The following is a 17703-nucleotide window of genomic DNA, read 5'->3' on the forward strand; positions in this document are numbered from 1 at the left end:
TCCGTGCACTGCGTCTACCACCCCATCTATTCGCAGTTGGTGCTGCCGGCCCGACACCGCTACCCCATCAGCAAGTACGGCCGGCTGCACCAGGCCCTGCATCAGCAGGGCTGGCTCCCCCCGGAGCTTGAGCACCAACCCAGCCCCGTCACCCTCGAACAGCTCAGTCAGGTGCATTGCCCTGATTACATTGAAGCGTTCTGTAGCGACCAGCTGCCCAGCCGGGCGATGCGTCGTATCGGCTTTCCCTGGAGCGACACCCTGGTTCAGCGCACCCTGCTCTCCTGTGGCGGCAGCTACCTGACCGCCCAGCTGGCGCTTGAGCACGGCAGAGCCTGCCACCTCTCCGGAGGCTATCACCACGCCCACCGGGATTTCGGCTCCGGCTTTTGCGTGTTCAATGACCTGGTGCTGGCTGCCCGGCTGATGCAGCAGCACCATGGGGTGGAACGGGTGCTGATCTTCGATTGCGACGTGCACCAGGGCGATGGCAGCGCGGCGCTGGCCCTGGGCGACGACAGCCTGATCACCGTATCGCTGCACTGCCAGAACAACTTCCCTGCGCGCAAGCAACCGTCGGATGTGGACATCCCCCTTGACCCGGGCATCGATGACGCGCACTATCTCGCCACCCTGGACCAGGTCTTGCCCTGGGTGCTGGATCTCTATCGTCCGGACCTGGTGATCTACGACGCCGGAGTGGACATCCACGGCGACGATGCCCTGGGCCACCTGGCGGTGACCACCGAAGGCCTGCGCCGTCGCGACCGCCGGGTGTTTCATGCCTGCCAGCAACGGCAGATCCCACTGGCCGCCGTGATTGGAGGCGGGTATGCTGACAGGCATCAGGATTTGACTGAGCGCCACCTGCAACTGTTTGCCGCCGGGCGCGAGGTGGATTAACACGGAGGCTGTACCACCATGGATTGGGATATTCGAAACTACTATGAATTTCTGGTTCGACAGGCGATCCAAGATCGGCGCCTGTCGGAGAAGCTGGCAGAGGATCCACTGACGGATCTGGTCTGCCTGACCCTGAACAAGCTGCCCGCCCGCTATATCCGCTACCACGTGGACATGGCCAACTACGTACTGGGTGAGGAGCGTATCCGGATGGAGCAACAGGTCGCGCAGGCACTGGATGAAGCCCTGCTGTTCCTGCATCAACATCCGCGAACCGAATGAGGTAAGCCTTGCAGACGCTGTTCCTGCGCCCCGTTATCGGGGCGCTGTTGACTCTGGCCCTGGCCTTTCCGGCCCTGGCGGAGACCCTTCGACCTTTTACCGCCACCTACCAGGCCAGCAGCAGCGGCCTGCCCTGTGGTAAGGGCAAGCTGACCCTGACCCAGCTGGGCCCGGATCACTACCGCTACGACGCCAGCGGCAAGATCTGCGTACTGGGCCGCGGCCTGTCTCACAGCAGTGAGTTCCTCTACCGTGACGGTAAGATCCAGCCGCTGCACTACCAGAGCAAGCTCAAGGGGTTGTTCAGCACCCGTAACCTGGCCGGCAGCTTCGACGACAGCCAGCGCTTTACCGTCAGCCTCAACGACGAGGAGTTGCCGGACAGCGACGAATTCCCCCGTGCCCAATGGGAGCCGACCCTGCTGGTGTACCTGCTCGGTCAGGCCCGGCAATCGGAGCAGCTGTCCTACACCTGGGGCGAAGAGACCCGCGACTACCTGTTTGAGCACAAGGGCACCGACATCCTGGAGACGGACCTGGGAGAGCTTCCCGCCCACCTGATGGTGCAGGATCATCTGCACAAGGATCGGGTGGCCCGCTTCTGGTTCTCACCGGAGCTCAACGGCCTGCTGGTCAAGGCCAAGATCAGCCGGCTGGGGGTGCCCTGGCTGCATATCGAGATCAATGAAGTGTTCTGGCACGATGAAGAGACCACGCCGTGATCCCCTTTCACCGTCTCAATGACCAGGGCTGGGCCCGCCCCAGCCTGTGGCTCTACATCGCTATGGCCTTTCTGGCCCGCACCTGGCTACTGTTTGTCGCTGCGGCGGCCAGTCGCCAACATGGCAGCGAGCTGCTGGCGCTGTTCTACCCCCAAACCGAAACCTTTTACCTGGGTCTGGCCCTGGGGTTGCCGGCGCTGACCCTGCTGGCGCTCCAGGCCTTTCGGGCCCGCCATAGCTGGGTCGGCGGCCTGTGGCGTCACGGCTACCCCCTGCTGCTGCTGACCTGGGTACTGGATCTGTTGCTGCAGCTCTACACCCTCTACCTGCACCATGGCCTGTTTCAATGGGGCTCGGCGGCGATGCTGATGCTGACTTTGTGGATCGGCTGGTACCTGTTGGCCAGCCGCGACAGCCGCTGGGTGTTCGCCACCCAGGGCGACCTGGCCTAGCCGGGGCGGATCCGCCTCGGGATCCCGGCGAAACTGGTCATGCCAGTTTCATGTTGTTGACCGAAAGTCAGCGTGATATTTATTGGCGCGAATTTCGATAACAGCAGTAGATTACAATGAAAAATCTTATCTTTGCCCTGGTTGCCCTGTTGGCGACCACCGCCCCGGCCAAGGCCGAAACCCTCTCCGGCGTGACCCTTCAGCCCAGCATCGAGGTTCAGGACACCAACCTGAACTACTACGGTGCCGGCGTGCGCTCCAAGTTCTTTATGAAGCTCTACGTGGGCTCCCTCTACGCCGAACAAAGCGGCCTGGACGCTAACGCCATCCTCGACACCGATGGCATCAGCGCCGTTCGCCTGAACATCATCTCCGGCATGATCACCTCCGACCGGATGATCGACACCATCGAAGAGGGCTTCGACACCGCCAGCGGTGGCAACGTCGCCCCGCTGCGGGATCGCCTGGATCGCTTCCTGGCAGTATTCGACGAAGCGGTGGAGATCGATGACCAGTTCACCATGGTGTCCATCCCGGGTGTTGGCCTGGAAGCCTACAAGAACGGCCAGCTGCTGACCCTGATCGAGGGCGACGACTTCCGCCGCACCCTGTTCGCCATCTGGCTGGGGGATAAGCCCGCGGACAAGAAACTGAAATCCCAGATGCTGGGTAAGTAACAAAAAGGGCGCCGAGAGGCGCCTTTTTTGTCGCGTTGGCGACGAGCCGTGCAGGATGCACAAATGCCGCGGCAGCATGGATGCTGAAGAGCGGCCAACCAAGGGGGCGTCGCGCCCCGGCTGCGCGCCCCGCTTGTAACCCCCGCATGCCTCCGGTCGCCGCTACTCCTCTCTTTCGTGTCGAAAGTTTGCGGCACTGGCTCGAGTCGACGTCCTGTCTCCGCGAGCCACTCAGGCCTTTGTCGTTGCGCAGTCCCTGCTACACGTCAAAGTCCGGCTACGTCATCCCTGACTTCGCGTTCAAACCTTCGGTTTTCACCCTGGCCTTCTGCCTAAACTTTAGCCACTACGCTCGGGCGGCCTGCCATGCAGGAAGCATCAATGCCGTGAGTGCAGGGATGCACTGGAACGGCCAAGTCGGCCAAGAGCACAGGGTTTCCCATACCCTCAGCTATGATTGAGCCGGTTCCCAGCATCTAAGTCAGATAAGACAAAATAAGCTCAGAAGCGGAAGGCGAAGCTGACGCCGACGCCGAGGCGACCGTCCAGCTCCTGCTCCTGCTTGGCGCCGTTGTCCGGCTGCCATTCAAAGTCACCATCAAAGCGGTAGCCCGCCAGAAGCGACAGGTCCCAGCTGGCCTTGGGAAAGTAGGAAACACGAAGGAAGGCCAGGGGATTTTGCAGCTCCACCGAACCGTCGCTGACGGCAAAGCGGTCGCCACGATAGGCACCGCCAAACGCCAGTTCATAGTGCGGATTCCATCGGTAGCTCAGCTCCAGGCCGGCACCACCGGCAAAGCCCGGCTCAAAGGGGTTATCCAGTTTCAGCTTGTCGGTGATCTGCCAACGCACCAGGATGATGGGGATCACCTTGGTCTCGTCGACGTCATTGAGGTAGGACACACCCAAACCCAGCTGCAGATCGTCGCCAAACTTGCGCATCCCCCCGGCCAGGATGCCGTAGCTGAAGCCGTCTCCTAGGCTGGCATCGTCACTGGCTGCCCACTGGAACCGGGGCGCCGCGATGACGCTCCACTCCTTGTTGAGCAGATGGATGACGTTGAAACCCAGCCCCACCTGTTGACGGTGATCCCAGGCCGGTAAGCGATCATCAAACAGCAGCGGGTTGTCGAAATCGAAACGACGCTGGCCGAAGCTGACGTTGCTGCCCAGCATCCATTGCGGCCCAAGCCGCATCCGATAGCCCAGCTTGGCCTGCAGGCTACCGTCACTAAACTCCCCATCCTCACTGGCACTGCCGTCTTCAAACTGCACCGCAGTCACATCCAGCTCCCAGGGGGAAACGTTCTGGGGTCTTGCCATCGTCCCGGGTACCAAAAGCGCGGCACCCAATAAACCGTACAACCACTTCATTCTGTTCTTCCTTGTCACAACCAACGCTATCCCTACTCCGAACGCCCCGGTCCGGATCACTGCTGGAATTGATAGCCTCTTAAAAACAAATCTATGCAACTGCTTAGCCGGGCATGGCGCTGGCTATCACTCTCCTCGCAGGGCAACCCCAGCTCGCAGCTCAGGTGCTCCATCCCCCGCGCCATCAGCAGCAGCTGCTCTGCGGCCAGACGGGCATCGGGGACTACCAGCTTGCCCGCTGCTGCTACCCGTGCCAGGTACTCCGACAGGATCCCGCGTACCCGGTCCGGCCCCGCTTCGAAGTAACGCCGCGACAGCTCAGGGTGGGTCTCCGCCTGACTGACGCACAGACGGTAGACGTACACCGCCTCCTCGCTGTGAACCATCTGGGTAAAGCGATCGGCAAAGGCCATCAGCTCTGCCCGGATATCCTCCCCCAACATCGCCTCAGGCACCAGCTCGGCACCGACACACTTGCTCTGGATGCAATAGGTGAATAACTCATCCTTACTGCCAAAGTGAGCGTATACAGTCTGCTTCGAGACCCCGGCGTGCTGGGCGATCTCATCCATGCTGGTGGTGACGTAGCCCTGCTGCATAAAAAGTGCACTGGCTGACGCCACAATCTGCTGGCGTTTTTGCTCAGAGCGCGGGGTCAAAGTATCCACCATGTCCATTACCTTTTTAATACCTGATGGTTACATTCAAACTGGACAGTCTAGTTTTGTCAAACTAGACTGGACAGTACAGTTCACATTAAGGACATCAGCCGTGATCCGTGCAAGCCTAGTCCCCCTGGCCCTTATCGCTGTGTTGGCAGGATGCCAGCCCCAGGCCACAGCCACCGACCAACCCGAGGCCAGCGCCCGGGAGGTGGTCACCCAGCCCCTCACCCGCCAGCCCTACTACCCGGTAGAACACCGCTTTGTCGGTCGCATCGCCTCCTCCGCCACCAGTGGTGTCGGCTTCGAGCTGGCCGGTGTCGTGGAGCAGATCCAGGTGGATACCGGTCAGCGGGTGCAGCGGGGCGAGGTGATGGCCCGTTTGGATGACGCGCTGTTGCGCAGTGAAGAAACCCAGCTGGAGGCCAACCTGCGCCAGGTGGCGGCCCAGCGCGAACTGGTGGATGCCACCATCGCACGGCAACAAACCCTGCAGGACCAGGGCTACCAATCCCAGCAGCAGCTGGATGAGCTCAACAGCCAACAGCTGGAGCTGGACGCGCTGCGCCAGCAACTGGAGGCCGGCCTCAACGCCAACCGCATCCGTCAGCAAAAAAGCCGGCTGCTTGCGCCCTTTGACGGCGTGGTGTCACAGCGCCAACTGGCTCCGGGCCAGGTGGTTTCCCCCGGTCAACCGGTGCTGACCCTGGTGCCCGACCAACAGGGCGAAGCCCGGGTCGGCGTGCCGGTGCGGCTGTTGTCCCGGCTGTCACCGGAGCAGCAATACCAGGTCCGGCTGTATCAACAGCGCTACCCGGCTCAGCTGCTGGGCCGCAGCGCCGAGGTGGACGCCACCACCCGCACCGTCGAGCTGCGCTTTGCCCTGCCGGAGGGAACCCCGGTGGTGAACGGCGATCTGGTTTACCTGGAGCTCGAAGAGCAGGTACCCCAGAGTGCCGCCCGAGTTCCGCTGGAGGCGCTGGTCAGTGGCCTGCGGGGTCGCTGGAACCTGATGGTGGCGGCTCAGTCCGAACAGGGCTACCAGGTGGAGCGTCGCGATATCACCCTGCTGCACGCCGACGACCATTACGCCTACGTCGAAGGAGCCTTTGATGAGCAGGAGCCGGTGATCATCACCGGCCTGCAGGCGCTAAGCAGTGGTCAACGCATCCGTCCGCGCAGTGGCAAGGAGTAAGTGATGATCCAGGCCCTGGTTCGTAACCCCCGGCTTATCCTGTTGATGGTGGCGCTGATCCTGGTGATGGGCAGCGGCGCCCTCAACCAGCTGCCCCGCACCGAGGATCCCCACATCACCAACCGCTTTGCCGCGGTGATCACCCCCTACCCTGGCGCCTCCGCGGAGCGGGTAGAGATGCTGGTCACCGAGGTGCTGGAATCCCAGCTGCGCCAGCTCGATGAGCTCTCGCTGATCACCTCCAACTCCCGCCCGGGGATCTCCGCCATTACCCTGGAGCTCAAGGACGACGTATTCGACACCGACACCGTCTGGTCGCGAGCCCGGGATCTGCTTAACGATGCCCAGGCGATGCTGCCGCAAGGCGTCGCTGCCCCCAGCCTGGATGATCAGCTGGGTTACGCCTTCACCCGCATCTTCTCGCTGCGCTGGTCCGGCCCGGGCGAGCCGGACATCACCGCGCTGGGGCGCTATGGCGAGGCTTTGGCCAACCGGCTGCGGGTGCTCGGCGGTACCGATTTCGTCAAGGTCCAGGGCCGGCCCCAGGAGGAGATCCAGGTGCTGGTGGATGACGCCGAACTGCCAGCGCTGGGCCTGACACTGGACAGCCTGGCAGCGCTGATCGCCCAGGCCGACGCCAAGGGCTCCGCCGGTACTTTGGAGAACAGCCGGGTCCGGGCCCAGGTGGAGGTGGCCGGTGAGCTTGACTCCCTGGCCCGGATAGAACAGATCCCGTTGCGGCTGGACAACCGCTTGCAGGGCCTGCGGGTTGGCGACGTCGCCCAGGTACAGCGGGGCGTGCAGCAGCCGGGGGAAGACCTGGCATTGGTCAATGGCGATCCTGCCATCCTGGTGGCGGTACGGATGCTGCCGGACGTGCGGGTAGACATATGGGATGAGCAGGTGGAGCGCCAGCTGGCCAGCTTGCAGCAGCAACTGCCCAGCAACGTGCAGCTGGATACCCTGTTCACCCAACGGGAGTACACCGAGAACCGGTTGCAGGAGCTGCTGGTCAACCTGGGTCAGGGCTTTGTGCTGATCCTGCTGGTGCTGCTGATCACCCTGGGGCTGCGCAGTGCCCTGCTGGTGGCCGCCGCATTGCCACTGACCGCCCTGATCACCCTCACCTGCATGCAGTTCTACGGTCTGCCGATCCACCAGATGTCGGTCACCGGCCTGGTGGTGGCGCTGGGGATCATGGTGGACAACGCCATCGTCATCGTTGACGCCATCGGCCAGCGCCGCAGCGAGGGGCACTCGCCGGTGGAGGCGGTACGGCGCACCCTCAAGCACTTCTGGCTGCCGCTGCTGGCCAGTACTCTCACCACCGTGCTGGCCTTTGCCCCCATCTGGCTGATGCCGGGCCCCGCCGGTGAGTTCGTCGGCGGCATCGCCCTGTCGGTCAGCTTTGCCCTGCTCGCGTCCTACCTGGTGTCCCACACCCTGATCGCCGGCCTCGGTGGCCGCTTCGTTAAGCCCCGTAATGGTGGCCACTGGTGGCAGCAGGGGCTGAGCCTGCCCTGGCTGGCCCAGGCACTGCGACGCTCCCTGACCCTGGCCCTGGCCCACCCCTGGCTTGCTCTGGTGCTGATGCTGGGCCTGCCGATGACCGGCTTCTGGGCCGCCGGCCAGATGACCGAGCAGTTCTTCCCCACCTCGGACAGGGACATGTTCCAGATCGAGGTGCACATGAGCGAGTCCAGTAGCCTGCCCGCCACCTACCGCCGGGTCGAGGCGCTGGATGCCTACCTGCGCCAGGTGCCTGGCATCACCCAGACCGCCTGGAGCGTCGGCCGCAACGTCCCCTCCTTCTACTACAACCTGCTGCAGCGCCAGCAGGGGGTGCCCAAGTACGCCCAGGGGATGATCACCGCGGTCGACTTCCAGCGGGCCAACGCCCTGATCGAATCGCTGCAGGAGGAACTGCCCAGTCAGTTCCCGGACATGCAGCTGATGGTGCGCAAGCTGGAGCAGGGCCCGCCCTTTAATGCGCCGGTGGAGCTGCGGGTGCTGGGGCCGGACCTGGCGCAACTGGATACCATCGCCGAACAACTGCGACTGGTGCTGCTGCAACAGCCTGAGGTCACCCAGACCCGGGCCAGCCTCAGCAGCGGTCTGCCGCGGGTCAAGCTGGAGCTGGATGAACAGGCGGTCAGCGCCGCTGGCCTGACCCTGTCCCAGGTCACCAGCCAGATCCGTGCGGCACTGGATGGCAGCACCGGTGGCACTTTGCAGGAGGGGCCGGAGGCTCTGCCGGTGCGGGTTCGACTGAGTTCACAGCAACGGGCCGCCAGTGGCGATCTGGGCAACCTGCAGCTGGCCCTGGCCGATGGCAAGCTGCTGCCGGTGTCTGCCTTGGGTCAGCGGGTGATCGAGTCCAGCCGTAGCCAGATCCCCCGCCGTAACGGTGAACGGGTGGTGGACATCGAGGCCTACCTGCAAGCGGGGATCCTGCCCTCCCAGGTGCTCAACCAGGTGTTGGCTCAGCTCGACCAACAGGGTTTTGTCCTGCCCCAGGGCTACCGGCTGGAGCTGGGCGGCGAGAGCGCCGAGCGAAATGAAGCGGTGGGCAAGCTGCTCTCCAGCGTCGCCATCATCATGGTGCTACTGATCACCATCGTGGTGCTGACCTTTAACTCCTTCCGCCTCACCACGGTAATCCTGGCCAGCGCAGGGCAGTCCATTGGTATGGGACTGCTGTCGGTGTACCTGGCTGGTTACGCCTTTGGCTTCAACGTCATCATCGCCCTGCTGGGCCTGATGGGGCTGGCGATCAACGCCGCCATCGTGATCCTGGTGGAGCTGGAGGACAGTCCCCAGGCCCAGGCGGGCCATACCGGGGCCATCGTCGAGGCGGTGCTCAGCTGTGGCCGCCATATCGGCTCCACCACCATCACCACCATCGGCGGCTTCCTGCCATTGATCCTGGCCGGTGGTGGCTTTTGGCCCCCCTTCGCCATCGCCATCGCCGGCGGTACCCTGCTGACCACCCTGCTCTCCTTTATCTTCGTGCCGGTAGCCTACCGGCTTGCCCGGCGCCTGCCCGGGCGCGGGGTTCAGCCCAAGCCGGTGGCCATCGCCGCCTAAACGGTGATTCAACTGGTCTGAAACGCAAAGAGCGAGCCATCCGGCTCGCTCTTGTTTTCCCGAGATCAAGACTACCCCTTGCCATTTACCAGGCGGGCGTGCAGCTGATCCTTCAGGTGCACACGACGGGCTTTGAGCTCAACAAAGCGACTGTCAGTGGTCGGTACCCCGTTGACCTCCAGGCCCCGGATCTCGTGGTCCAGGTCATGATACTCCTTGGCCATCTGGGCAAATGCCTCGTCCGACAGCTTCAGTTGGTGGATCTTCTCCTTAAGCTCAGGATACTCGTACATCAGCGCATGGTTCTCGCCCAGCATGGCGTGCCCTCTTCTCGTTGCTACAGGTAACATCTAAATTTAGTCCATAGCGACGAGGCGTGACTTGCTGCCGTTTATGCGGCCCCAAGCCAACAGCGGGGCGAGAGCCGGCCAGCTGCGGCTAGCGCGGCGGCTCAACCGGCGCCTTGTCCGCCAACTGGGTTTGCAGCTGCTCTATCTGCTCTTCAGTCAAATCACTGTGCTCTATAAGCTGGGCAATCGTCTGGCTCTGGTGCTCGGCGGCAGAGAGTGCGTGCCACTCGCCCTGCTGGGTCACCGCCTCGGCAATGGCGATGGCATGCTGCTGGATCCGCACCCCCTCCTCCGCCAGCCGGGCCTGCAGCGCCTCCATCTCCACCTCAAACTCCGGCCCCAGCGCCGGCAGGGTCACAATCTCCACCCGGTGGCTGCCCTGACTGTGCAGCGACAGGCTCAGGTTGCCCTCGCCCTCACTGACCGACTGCATCAGGCTGAGCCAGTCGTCCCGCTCGACCATCCCCTCCATCGCGCTCTCCACCGCGTTCCAATCCGGCTGGGCCGGGTCCAGCTCCAGCCGGGTCACGGCACCGGCCCGCTCCAGGGTCACCAGCAGGGGGCCGGCGTCGGTCCGAACCAGTTTGAGGCTGTCGGCCCAGCTCGGGGCCACCATGGCCAGGGTCAAAACCAGGCTAAGGCTGCTAATAAGGTGTTTCATCGTTCGCTCCTTGAGGTTGGGTTGGGCTCACTCAACGGCATGAGCCCCACGGCGTACCGGTTACGGCACGGGATTCAGGCCTTGCGTTGAAAAAGCCGTGCCAACCCGGCAAAGCCCCGGGACATGACCCTCAACGGCACCGGCCAGTCAGCAACCTCCCGATATGGGCAGGCCAGGTTACCCAGATGGGCACCCTGTCCTGGCTTCTCGGTATGAGAAATCAACAACATGGCGATGCTCTGCCCTTGTTTTTCCCCATCGGCTCTGCGAGCTTGAGCTGGCATGAGATCTGTATACCTGGATCCAATCCCTGCTCGCGTTGGAGAGTGCATTCCATGTCCCTGAAGCGTTACCTGTTCTTCGCCTTTGGCTCGCTGTTGCTGCTGTTTACCGCGATGCAGCTGATCCTGGTCCAGTTGCTGGGCCGGGACCTGCACGCCACCCTGGCAGACCAGTCCTCACTGGTGGCACGCCATGTCGCCGAGGTGACCGTAGAGCACCTGTTCGAGGATGAGCAGCGACGACTGGTGCTGATGGCTCCCTCTCCGGAGCAGGTCGAGCGATTGCAGCAACAGGCGGAGCGACTCCAACAGCAGGCCCTGCCGAAGGAAGCCCAGGCCGAGCTGCAAGCCCAGGCGGAGGCGATTGCCGAGGAGGCGCTGCGGTGGCAACAGCACTGGGGCAGCGATACCTGGCTGCCTCATCTGAGCGACGAGGAGCGCGAGCAGGTTCAGCGCGAGCTGGAAGCGGCACGCACCGAAGCCTTAGCCCAGGCCCGGGCCATCCAGATCGAGTTTGGCGAAGGCAGCGTCGCTATCCAGGGCTTTGACACCAAGCAACACCAACTGGCCCTGCCCCAGAGCCCGGAGCAGCAGCTGCTGCAGCAGTTCAACCACACCCTACTGTGGAGCCTGCTGGCCCTGGGGCTGGTGGGCTTGGGTCTGATCTACCTGTTGGCGCAACGGCTATCGCAGCCGCTGGAGGCGCTGGACCGGGGCTGCCAGCAGCTGGCCGCCGGTGACCTCGGCCACACCCTCAATCCCCGGGGCAGCCGTGAGGTGCGCAACACCATGGAGGCCTTCAACCAGATGAGCCGGGCGCTGGCGCAGATGACCGAGCAGCAGCGACAGATGCAAAGCCGCGCCCACCTGGCGGAGATCGGCGAGATCGCTCGCGGCCTGGCCCATGCCCTGCGCAATCCGCTGCACACCATCGGCCTGACCCTGGACCAGGTGGCCAAAGCCGAGGGCGACTCCCCCTGGCAGGAGCAAATCCGCCGCAAGCTGCAGCACATGGACAAGAGCCTCACTGCCCTGCTGACCCTCTCCACCCAGGGGATCGACCGCAACGAAACCCACAAAGCCCGTGCCCTGGTGGATGACATCATACTGGAGCTGTCGATGACCAACCCACGCCGGATCCGCTTTGCTAATCAACTGTCGCAGCAACTCAGCCTGACCGGTGCCCACACTGAGCTGCGCACCCTGCTGCATGTTCTGATAGTCAACGCCCTGGAGGCCAGCCCGGATGGCGGCGAGGTGCGGATCCACAGCCAGCCTCATCCACAGGGTACCCGGCTGGTGGTGGACGACGATGGCCCGGGTCTGGATCCCAGCCTGGCGGAGCGGCTGTTTCAGCCCCACCAGACCAGCAAAGCCGAGGGTTCCGGCATGGGGCTCTACCTGGCCCGTCGCCTAGCCCGGCTCTGGTACCAGGGTGAGGTGACCCTGGAGAATCGTCCCGGCAACGAGGGCATAGAAGGCGCCCGTGCCAGCCTGATCCTCGGCCAAGGAGAGCAATGATGTCCCAATGTCGTATCGTCCTGCTGGAGGACGACCCTGCCCAGCGCGAGCTACTGAGCCAGATCCTCACCGAGGCGGGCCACAAGGTTCACGCCGTGGCGACCCAGACCGAGGCAGAGCAAGCCCTGGCGGCGCAGACGCCGGACCTGCTGTTCTCCGACTGGAAGCTGGCCCAGGGCGACGCCGGGGCGCTGATTGAGCAGGCCCGCCGGCGCTGGCCCACCCTGGCTATTGTGGTCGCTACCGCCTACGGCTCCATTGAGCACGCGGTCCATGCCATCAAGCTGGGCGCCGATGACTACCTGGCCAAGCCTTTCACCGGCCAGGCAATGCTTTTGACCGTGGATAAGCTGGCCCGGGCCCGGGCACTGCGCCAGGACAATCTACAGCTGAAACAGCAGTTGTCCCAGCAGGAACGGTTGGTCGACCTCATTGGTCACTCCGCGCCGATGCAGGCGCTGTATCAACGGATTGAGCGGGTCAGCCAGGCCAGCGCCACGGTACTGATCCAGGGGGAAAGTGGCACCGGCAAGGAGTTGGCAGCCCGGGCACTGCACAAGCTGTCCCAGCGCAGCGGCCCCTTCATTGCCGTCAACTGCGGTGCCATCCCCGCCAGCCTGGCGGAATCGGAGCTGTTCGGCGCCGAGAAGGGCGCCTACACCGGTGCCCATCAGACCCGCATCGGCAAGCTGGAGGCGGCCCATGGCGGCACCCTGTTCCTGGATGAGATCGGCGAACTGCCGTTGGAGCTGCAGACCCGGTTGCTGAGGGCGCTGCAGGAGGGCAGCATCACCCGGCTGGGCAGCAGCAAGGAGCGACCGGTGGATCTGCGGGTGATCGCCGCCACCCACCGGGACCTGGCCGAGGCGATCCAGCAGGGGCAGTTTCGCGAGGATCTCTACTACCGGCTCAATGTCATCCCCCTGACCATGCCGCCGCTGCGTCAGCGACCCGAAGACATCCCCGCCCTGGTCCACCACTTTGTCGACCAGGCCAGCCGCCGTTACGGCTGTCCGCCTCCCACCCTGGCACCTGAGCGGATGAAGACCCTGATGAGCCACCCCTGGCCGGGCAATGTTCGCCAGCTGGGCAACGTGGTGGAGCGACTGGTGCTGCTGGATGAACTGGTGCTGGAATCAGCCCCCAGCGAGGAGGGGATCGCCCTGCCGGAGCAGGGGGTGGACTGGGACAGTGTTGAGCGTGGCTACCTGGAAGCGGCGCTGCAACGGGCAGGCGGCAACCGCAGCGAGGCCGCCCGGCTGCTTAACCTGGGCTACAAGGCGTTCCTCTACCGCCTCGACAAACACGGCTTGTAGCCAGCCCTTTAAATCAGAGCAGCACTAGGGCAAAACCTCAAACTGGCTGGGGCAGCGCTGGCTCAGTGATGCTGGCAGCAGCGAGGTGGGTCCCGGCGTTGCCGGCAGTTGCGCCACCAGGTTCAGTCGCACCTCCTGCAGCACCCCATCACGGCAATGCAGGCTGACCGCGTCCTTAGCTCCCCACTGCTCAAACCAGCCCAGCACCCGGGCCCGGCTGACCCGGGTTCCCGCCACCGAGCGCAGCTGGCGCGCCGGCTCGGAGCTGCGCAGCCAGTGGGAATAGCCGATGGCCAGTTCAAAGTAGTCCCCTTTCGCCAACCCACTGCAGCTGCCGTGCTTGTGCCACTGGTAGCGACCCAGGCAGACCTGGGTACCCGGCATCACCTGCTGCAGCGCCTGCCACTGCCCCTGGGGCAGGCCCAGGCTGTCGTACTGACAAAAGCGCTGGCGCTGGCTGCCGTCGCAATACTCCGGGTGACGCCCCGGCTGACCTGAGGGCCACAAGCCATGAAGCACCAGGTTGGCCTGGGGTGAGCGGCAATCCGGCCGTTGCCCCTGGCTGGCGCAGAAGCCACTGTGCCAGCTCATCGCCAGGGTGTAATGGCTAAAACCTGCCGGGGTCGGTGCTTGAGCTAGCGCCGTGGTGGCTGTCTGGGCTGGCTCTGTGGCCGCACCATCGCGCTCACCGCACGCCTTACTGACCCAGCGCCGCTGATCCCCCACCCGCACCAGCCACCACTCTCCCTGGGGACGGTTCTCCGCCAGGATGGGGTAGGCCTGACCTGGGATCAGGGTCACATTTCCAGGATTTGTCTGCTGCCGAATGGAGTGCCAGGCCGGGCAGCTTTCCGAGGCCAGAAACTGGCCATCCGCGGCCACCTGTGCAGCCAGCGGAGAGGTAAAAAAGGCTAGTAAAATCAGTAATCGAAACATGGATCCGGGGTCATCAGCAGGCAGTCGGCGCAAGCCTAGCACAAGCCGGCAATCTTCACCGAGCCCAATTCATCCGTTGTGTGCCCCGCAGTTAGCGGTTGCTCACCGCCTTAACAGGCCAGTAAAGTTCCGGTCAGAACTACAAAAAGTCTATTAAATACTGACACTTGGATACATCTATGAGCTTTAATCATTGGCGACTGGGGCGTCAGATCGGGGTCTTGGCCATGGCGGGCACCCTGTTGATCATGGCCCTGGCAGGGGCACTGGCGTTTCGGATGACCGCCGACACGCTGCGACAAACCAACCTCGACGCCGGTCAGGATCAGCTGACCGCCATGGCCAGCCTGCTGGACAGCCAGTACCAGACCCAGATCAGCCTGGCTCACCATAATGCGCGGCTGTTCGCCGAGATGTTCCACCACCAGTTTGACCTCAGCGGTCGCACCGTCACCATGCAGGGCGCCACCGCACCTGAGCTGCGCCAGGGCAACCGGGCCGTCAACGGCATCGTCGCCCAGGTGGATCGTTTCGCCAACATCACCGGCGGCACCGCGACGGTGTTCGTCCGCGATGGCGACGACTTCACCCGCATCACCACCTCCCTGCGCAAGCAGGATGGCAGCCGTGCCACCGGCACTCAGCTGGGTGCCGCCCACCCGGCCCTGGACGGCCTGCTCAGCGGCGAGCGCTACGAGGGCCACGCAACCCTGTTTGGCCGTCGCTACATCACCATCTACGACCCCATCGTCGATGCCAACCAGCAGGTGATTGGGGCGCTCTACATCGGTCAGGATGTCTCCGACTCCTTCGATCAGATAGGCCAGACCCTGGCCAACCTGACCATTGTCGAATCCGGCTACTTCACCCTGCTGCGCAGCGACGGCAGCATGCTGTTCCACCCTGGCGGACTGAGCCACAGCGATGAGCTTCGCAACGACAATGGCCAACCGGTGCTCGGCGGCTGGCTAGGCAACCAGGCCACACAAACTGAGCAAGAGATCCAGCAGCAGGATTGGAGCATCGACGCGGTTCGCATCGCCGGGCCCGACTGGTTGCTGGCTGCCCTGGTGCCGACCGATGAACTGGATCAGGCGCTGGATGGGGTGCGCAACGGCATGGCCCTGCTGGTGCTGGTGGCCTCCATCGCCCTGTCGGTGATGGTGGGCGCGGTACTGACCGTGCGCCTGCGTCCGCTGCAGGAGCTCAACGAGCAATTGGCGGCCATCGGCCAGGGTGATCTCACCGCTGAGCTGGCCGACGACAACAGCAACAGCGATAACGAGACCCACCGTATCCGCGCCAACGTGGCGATCATGGTGCAGCAACTGCGCAGCCTGCTCAGCGAGCTGCAGCGCTCTGCCCTGCAGCTGGAAAGCGCCTCTGCCGGTCTGAAGCAATCCGCCCAGGTCAATGGCGAGGGGGCTGCGGATCTGATGCGTCAAACCGACCAGATCGCCACGGCGATGGAGGAGATGAGCAGCTCCGTTCGTGAGGTGGCCCGTCACGCCGTCACCTCCGCCGAGCAATCCCAGCATGTCAGCGACGCCACCGCCGAGGGCGATCAGCAGGTCGATAAGGTGATCCTGGAGATGGACAGCCTGGCGGAATCCCTCAACCAGGGCTCCCAGGCCATCGATAAGGTGGAGCGCGAGAGTGAGGCGATCAACCAGGTGGTGAAGGTGATCAACGAGATCGCCGATCAGACCAACCTGCTGGCGCTCAACGCCGCCATCGAGGCCGCCCGGGCCGGGGATCAGGGCCGTGGCTTTGCCGTGGTCGCGGAGGAGGTTCGCGCCCTGGCGCAGCGGACCCAGGTCTCCACCACCGAGATCGGCACCACCATCGAGCAGCTGCAAAGCCGCACCCAGCACGCGGTGGAGCAGATGGCCAGCAGCCTGGCGGTGAGCCAGCACTCCTCCAGCCTGTCCCGTCAGGCCGGTGAGGCCCTCTCCACCATCAACCAGGGGGTGTCCCAGGTTGCCTCCAACGCCGGCTCCATCGCCAGCGCCGCCGAGCAGCAGGGAGCGGTGGCGGATGAGATCGCCAGCAACCTCAGCGACATTACCGATCTTGCCCGCCAGGGCGAGCAAGCCGCCGGCCAGACGGTGGATGCCGCCGATGATCTCAACAGCCTGGCTGCCAGCCTAAAAGCCCAGCTGCAGCGTTTCCGGCTCTGAGCCAAGTGATGCAAAAAGGCCCGCACTGCGGGCCTTTTTTGATCCTCGATGACGCTGCCGTCAGCCAGGTGGTGAATGCCCACGGCAGCCTGGTGTTGCCTCAGTTTTCGTAGGCCTTCTCAACCTCAAGGATGGGCGAACGGAACCCTTCCGGCTTGAGGGTCAGCACCGAGCAGTGCACCTCATCGATCACCCGCTCGGCGGTGTTGCCCATCAAGAAGCCGGCAATGCCGCTGCGGGCCAAGGTCCCCATCACCAACAGATCAGACTCCACCCGGTTCACAAAGGCCGAGATCTCGGTCTTGGCGTCCCCCTCCAACATCACCAGGGGCACCTTCTCCGTCGACAAGCCCAGTCTCGCCAACAGCGCCTCCAGCCGCATCATCCGCTGATGCTCCTCCTGCTGCGCCACGGTGGCGATCTCAGTCTCGCTGTAGCGCCCCCAGGTACGCAGATACCCCTCCGCATCCAACCGCCAGACGTGGCACACCTGCAGCTGTGCCCCCTGCTGCTGTGCTATGGCGTGGGCCCGCTGCACGATCTGCTCGTTCATATGCTGGGTTTCCGGATCGCAGGTGACGATGTCCACCGCCGCCACCACCTTCTTGAAATCGACCCGCTCGGAGGGACTGAGCACCCACAGCGGCACCTGCGACTTGCGCATCAGGTGACGGGTGGTGCTGCCATACTGACAGGCCGACTCCTTGTGACGGCGGCTGACGTCGATGGCGATCAGGCTGGCGTTGATCTTGTCAGCGTATTTAACGATCTCAATAAAGGGCTTGCCGCTGATCACCTCGGTATCGATCTTCAGGCTCGGATACTGCAACCGCAGCTCGTAAGCCTGGGCGTCCAGTACCTCACGCTGCGCCTGCATCGCAAGCTTGAGCATATCCAGCAGGGAGCGCCCGCTGGAGCCCACCATCTGGATGTTCTCCACCACGGTGAGCAGGGTTAGCTGCGCCCCGGAGATCTCCGCAAAGGTCAGCAATGGCGCACTGCGTTCACTCAGTGTTTGTCCCTGCGCCAACGGGACCAGAATGCTTTCCTGTTGCATATCGACCTCCAAATGCCGGTTTGACAGCGACCAATCTGCCCCATTGC

Annotated in this window: 16 protein-coding genes; 10 read left to right on the forward strand and 6 right to left on the reverse strand. The window is 63.8% G+C overall.

The features are described from left to right. Positions 1–3: 3 nt before the first annotated feature. From BUC04_RS05435 to BUC04_RS05455, 5 genes are all read left to right on the forward strand, one after another. A complete protein-coding gene (locus BUC04_RS05435) occupies positions 4–903 on the forward strand; it encodes a histone deacetylase family protein (RefSeq protein ID WP_067658974.1) in 900 nt (299 codons plus the stop codon). An 18-nt stretch (positions 904–921) separates the two neighbouring features. Further along, positions 922–1185 (forward strand): late competence development ComFB family protein, encoded by a 264-nt coding sequence (locus BUC04_RS05440; RefSeq protein ID WP_067658978.1) that lies wholly within the window; start codon positions 922–924, stop codon positions 1183–1185. 8 nt (positions 1186–1193) lie between these two features. After that, a complete protein-coding gene (locus BUC04_RS05445) occupies positions 1194–1907 on the forward strand; it encodes a DUF3108 domain-containing protein (protein ID WP_067658981.1) in 714 nt (237 codons plus the stop codon). Then, positions 1904–2359 (forward strand): DUF2919 family protein, encoded by a 456-nt coding sequence (locus tag BUC04_RS05450; RefSeq protein WP_067658985.1) that lies wholly within the window; start codon positions 1904–1906, stop codon positions 2357–2359. Before BUC04_RS05445 ends, BUC04_RS05450 begins: the two co-directional genes overlap by 4 nt. A 116-nt stretch (positions 2360–2475) precedes the next feature. After that, positions 2476–3036, forward strand: coding sequence for a chalcone isomerase family protein (locus tag BUC04_RS05455; protein WP_067658987.1), 561 nt, complete (start codon positions 2476–2478; stop codon positions 3034–3036). 501 nt (positions 3037–3537) lie between these two features. On the opposite strand, the gene BUC04_RS05460 is transcribed toward BUC04_RS05455, so the two are convergent. Together BUC04_RS05460 and BUC04_RS05465 are read right to left on the reverse strand one after the other, a co-directional pair. After that, positions 3538–4410 carry a DUF6268 family outer membrane beta-barrel protein gene (locus BUC04_RS05460; RefSeq protein WP_067658990.1) on the reverse strand — a complete coding sequence of 291 codons (873 nt, stop codon included), beginning with the start codon at positions 4408–4410 and terminating at the stop codon, positions 3538–3540. Positions 4411–4466: 56 nt separating this feature from the next. Next, complete coding sequence (locus BUC04_RS05465; RefSeq protein ID WP_234977349.1) at positions 4467–5081, reverse strand: TetR/AcrR family transcriptional regulator; 615 nt, start codon at positions 5079–5081, stop codon at positions 4467–4469. Positions 5082–5181: 100 nt separating this feature from the next. Between BUC04_RS05465 and BUC04_RS05470 the strand changes: the two genes are divergently transcribed. Next, positions 5182–6267 (forward strand): efflux RND transporter periplasmic adaptor subunit, encoded by a 1086-nt coding sequence (locus BUC04_RS05470; protein ID WP_067658995.1) that lies wholly within the window; start codon positions 5182–5184, stop codon positions 6265–6267. 3 nt (positions 6268–6270) lie between these two features. Next, on the forward strand, positions 6271–9354 hold the full coding sequence (locus BUC04_RS05475) for an efflux RND transporter permease subunit (RefSeq protein WP_067658997.1): 3084 nt from the start codon (positions 6271–6273) through the stop codon (positions 9352–9354). 71 nt (positions 9355–9425) lie between these two features. On the opposite strand, the gene BUC04_RS05480 is transcribed toward BUC04_RS05475, so the two are convergent. Then, entirely contained in the window at positions 9426–9671 is a 246-nt protein-coding gene (locus BUC04_RS05480) for an HP1242/YdcH family protein (RefSeq protein WP_067659000.1), read from the reverse strand. 121 nt (positions 9672–9792) lie between these two features. After that, entirely contained in the window at positions 9793–10365 is a 573-nt protein-coding gene (locus tag BUC04_RS05485) for a hypothetical protein (protein ID WP_067659003.1), read from the reverse strand. A gap of 335 nt (positions 10366–10700) precedes the next feature. On the opposite strand from BUC04_RS05485, the gene BUC04_RS05490 reads away from it, so the two are divergent. Beyond that, positions 10701–12167 (forward strand): sensor histidine kinase, encoded by a 1467-nt coding sequence (locus BUC04_RS05490; protein WP_067659007.1) that lies wholly within the window; start codon positions 10701–10703, stop codon positions 12165–12167. After that, positions 12164–13483 (forward strand): sigma-54-dependent transcriptional regulator, encoded by a 1320-nt coding sequence (locus BUC04_RS05495; RefSeq protein WP_326937931.1) that lies wholly within the window; start codon positions 12164–12166, stop codon positions 13481–13483. Before BUC04_RS05490 ends, BUC04_RS05495 begins: the two co-directional genes overlap by 4 nt. A 24-nt stretch (positions 13484–13507) precedes the next feature. Here BUC04_RS05495 and BUC04_RS05500 read toward each other — a convergent pair whose 3' ends face one another. Further along, on the reverse strand, positions 13508–14284 hold the full coding sequence (locus tag BUC04_RS05500) for a ribonuclease T2 family protein (protein ID WP_159437655.1): 777 nt from the start codon (positions 14282–14284) through the stop codon (positions 13508–13510). 314 nt (positions 14285–14598) lie between these two features. On the opposite strand from BUC04_RS05500, the gene BUC04_RS05505 reads away from it, so the two are divergent. Beyond that, positions 14599–16599 carry a methyl-accepting chemotaxis protein gene (locus BUC04_RS05505; RefSeq protein WP_067659021.1) on the forward strand — a complete coding sequence of 667 codons (2001 nt, stop codon included), beginning with the start codon at positions 14599–14601 and terminating at the stop codon, positions 16597–16599. 100 nt (positions 16600–16699) lie between these two features. Here BUC04_RS05505 and BUC04_RS05510 read toward each other — a convergent pair whose 3' ends face one another. Next, positions 16700–17656, reverse strand: coding sequence for a universal stress protein (locus tag BUC04_RS05510; protein ID WP_067659023.1), 957 nt, complete (start codon positions 17654–17656; stop codon positions 16700–16702). Positions 17657–17703: the final 47 nt, after the last annotated feature.

The organism is Ferrimonas marina (assembly GCF_900129905.1).
GTDB lineage: Bacteria > Pseudomonadota > Gammaproteobacteria > Enterobacterales > Shewanellaceae > Ferrimonas > Ferrimonas marina.

Coding starts and splice junctions, on each gene's coding strand:
- BUC04_RS05495 (WP_326937931.1), top strand. CDS start 12,164: ATGATGTCCCAATGTCGTATCGTCCTGCTGGAGGACGACCCTGCCCAG.
- BUC04_RS05465 (WP_234977349.1), bottom strand. CDS start 5,081: ATGGTGGATACTTTGACCCCGCGCTCTGAGCAAAAACGCCAGCAGATT.
- BUC04_RS05475 (WP_067658997.1), top strand. CDS start 6,271: ATGATCCAGGCCCTGGTTCGTAACCCCCGGCTTATCCTGTTGATGGTG.
- BUC04_RS05440 (WP_067658978.1), top strand. CDS start 922: ATGGATTGGGATATTCGAAACTACTATGAATTTCTGGTTCGACAGGCG.
- BUC04_RS05460 (WP_067658990.1), bottom strand. CDS start 4,410: ATGAAGTGGTTGTACGGTTTATTGGGTGCCGCGCTTTTGGTACCCGGG.
- BUC04_RS05510 (WP_067659023.1), bottom strand. CDS start 17,656: ATGCAACAGGAAAGCATTCTGGTCCCGTTGGCGCAGGGACAAACACTG.
- BUC04_RS05480 (WP_067659000.1), bottom strand. CDS start 9,671: ATGCTGGGCGAGAACCATGCGCTGATGTACGAGTATCCTGAGCTTAAG.
- BUC04_RS05485 (WP_067659003.1), bottom strand. CDS start 10,365: ATGAAACACCTTATTAGCAGCCTTAGCCTGGTTTTGACCCTGGCCATG.
- BUC04_RS05490 (WP_067659007.1), top strand. CDS start 10,701: ATGTCCCTGAAGCGTTACCTGTTCTTCGCCTTTGGCTCGCTGTTGCTG.
- BUC04_RS05455 (WP_067658987.1), top strand. CDS start 2,476: ATGAAAAATCTTATCTTTGCCCTGGTTGCCCTGTTGGCGACCACCGCC.
- BUC04_RS05505 (WP_067659021.1), top strand. CDS start 14,599: ATGAGCTTTAATCATTGGCGACTGGGGCGTCAGATCGGGGTCTTGGCC.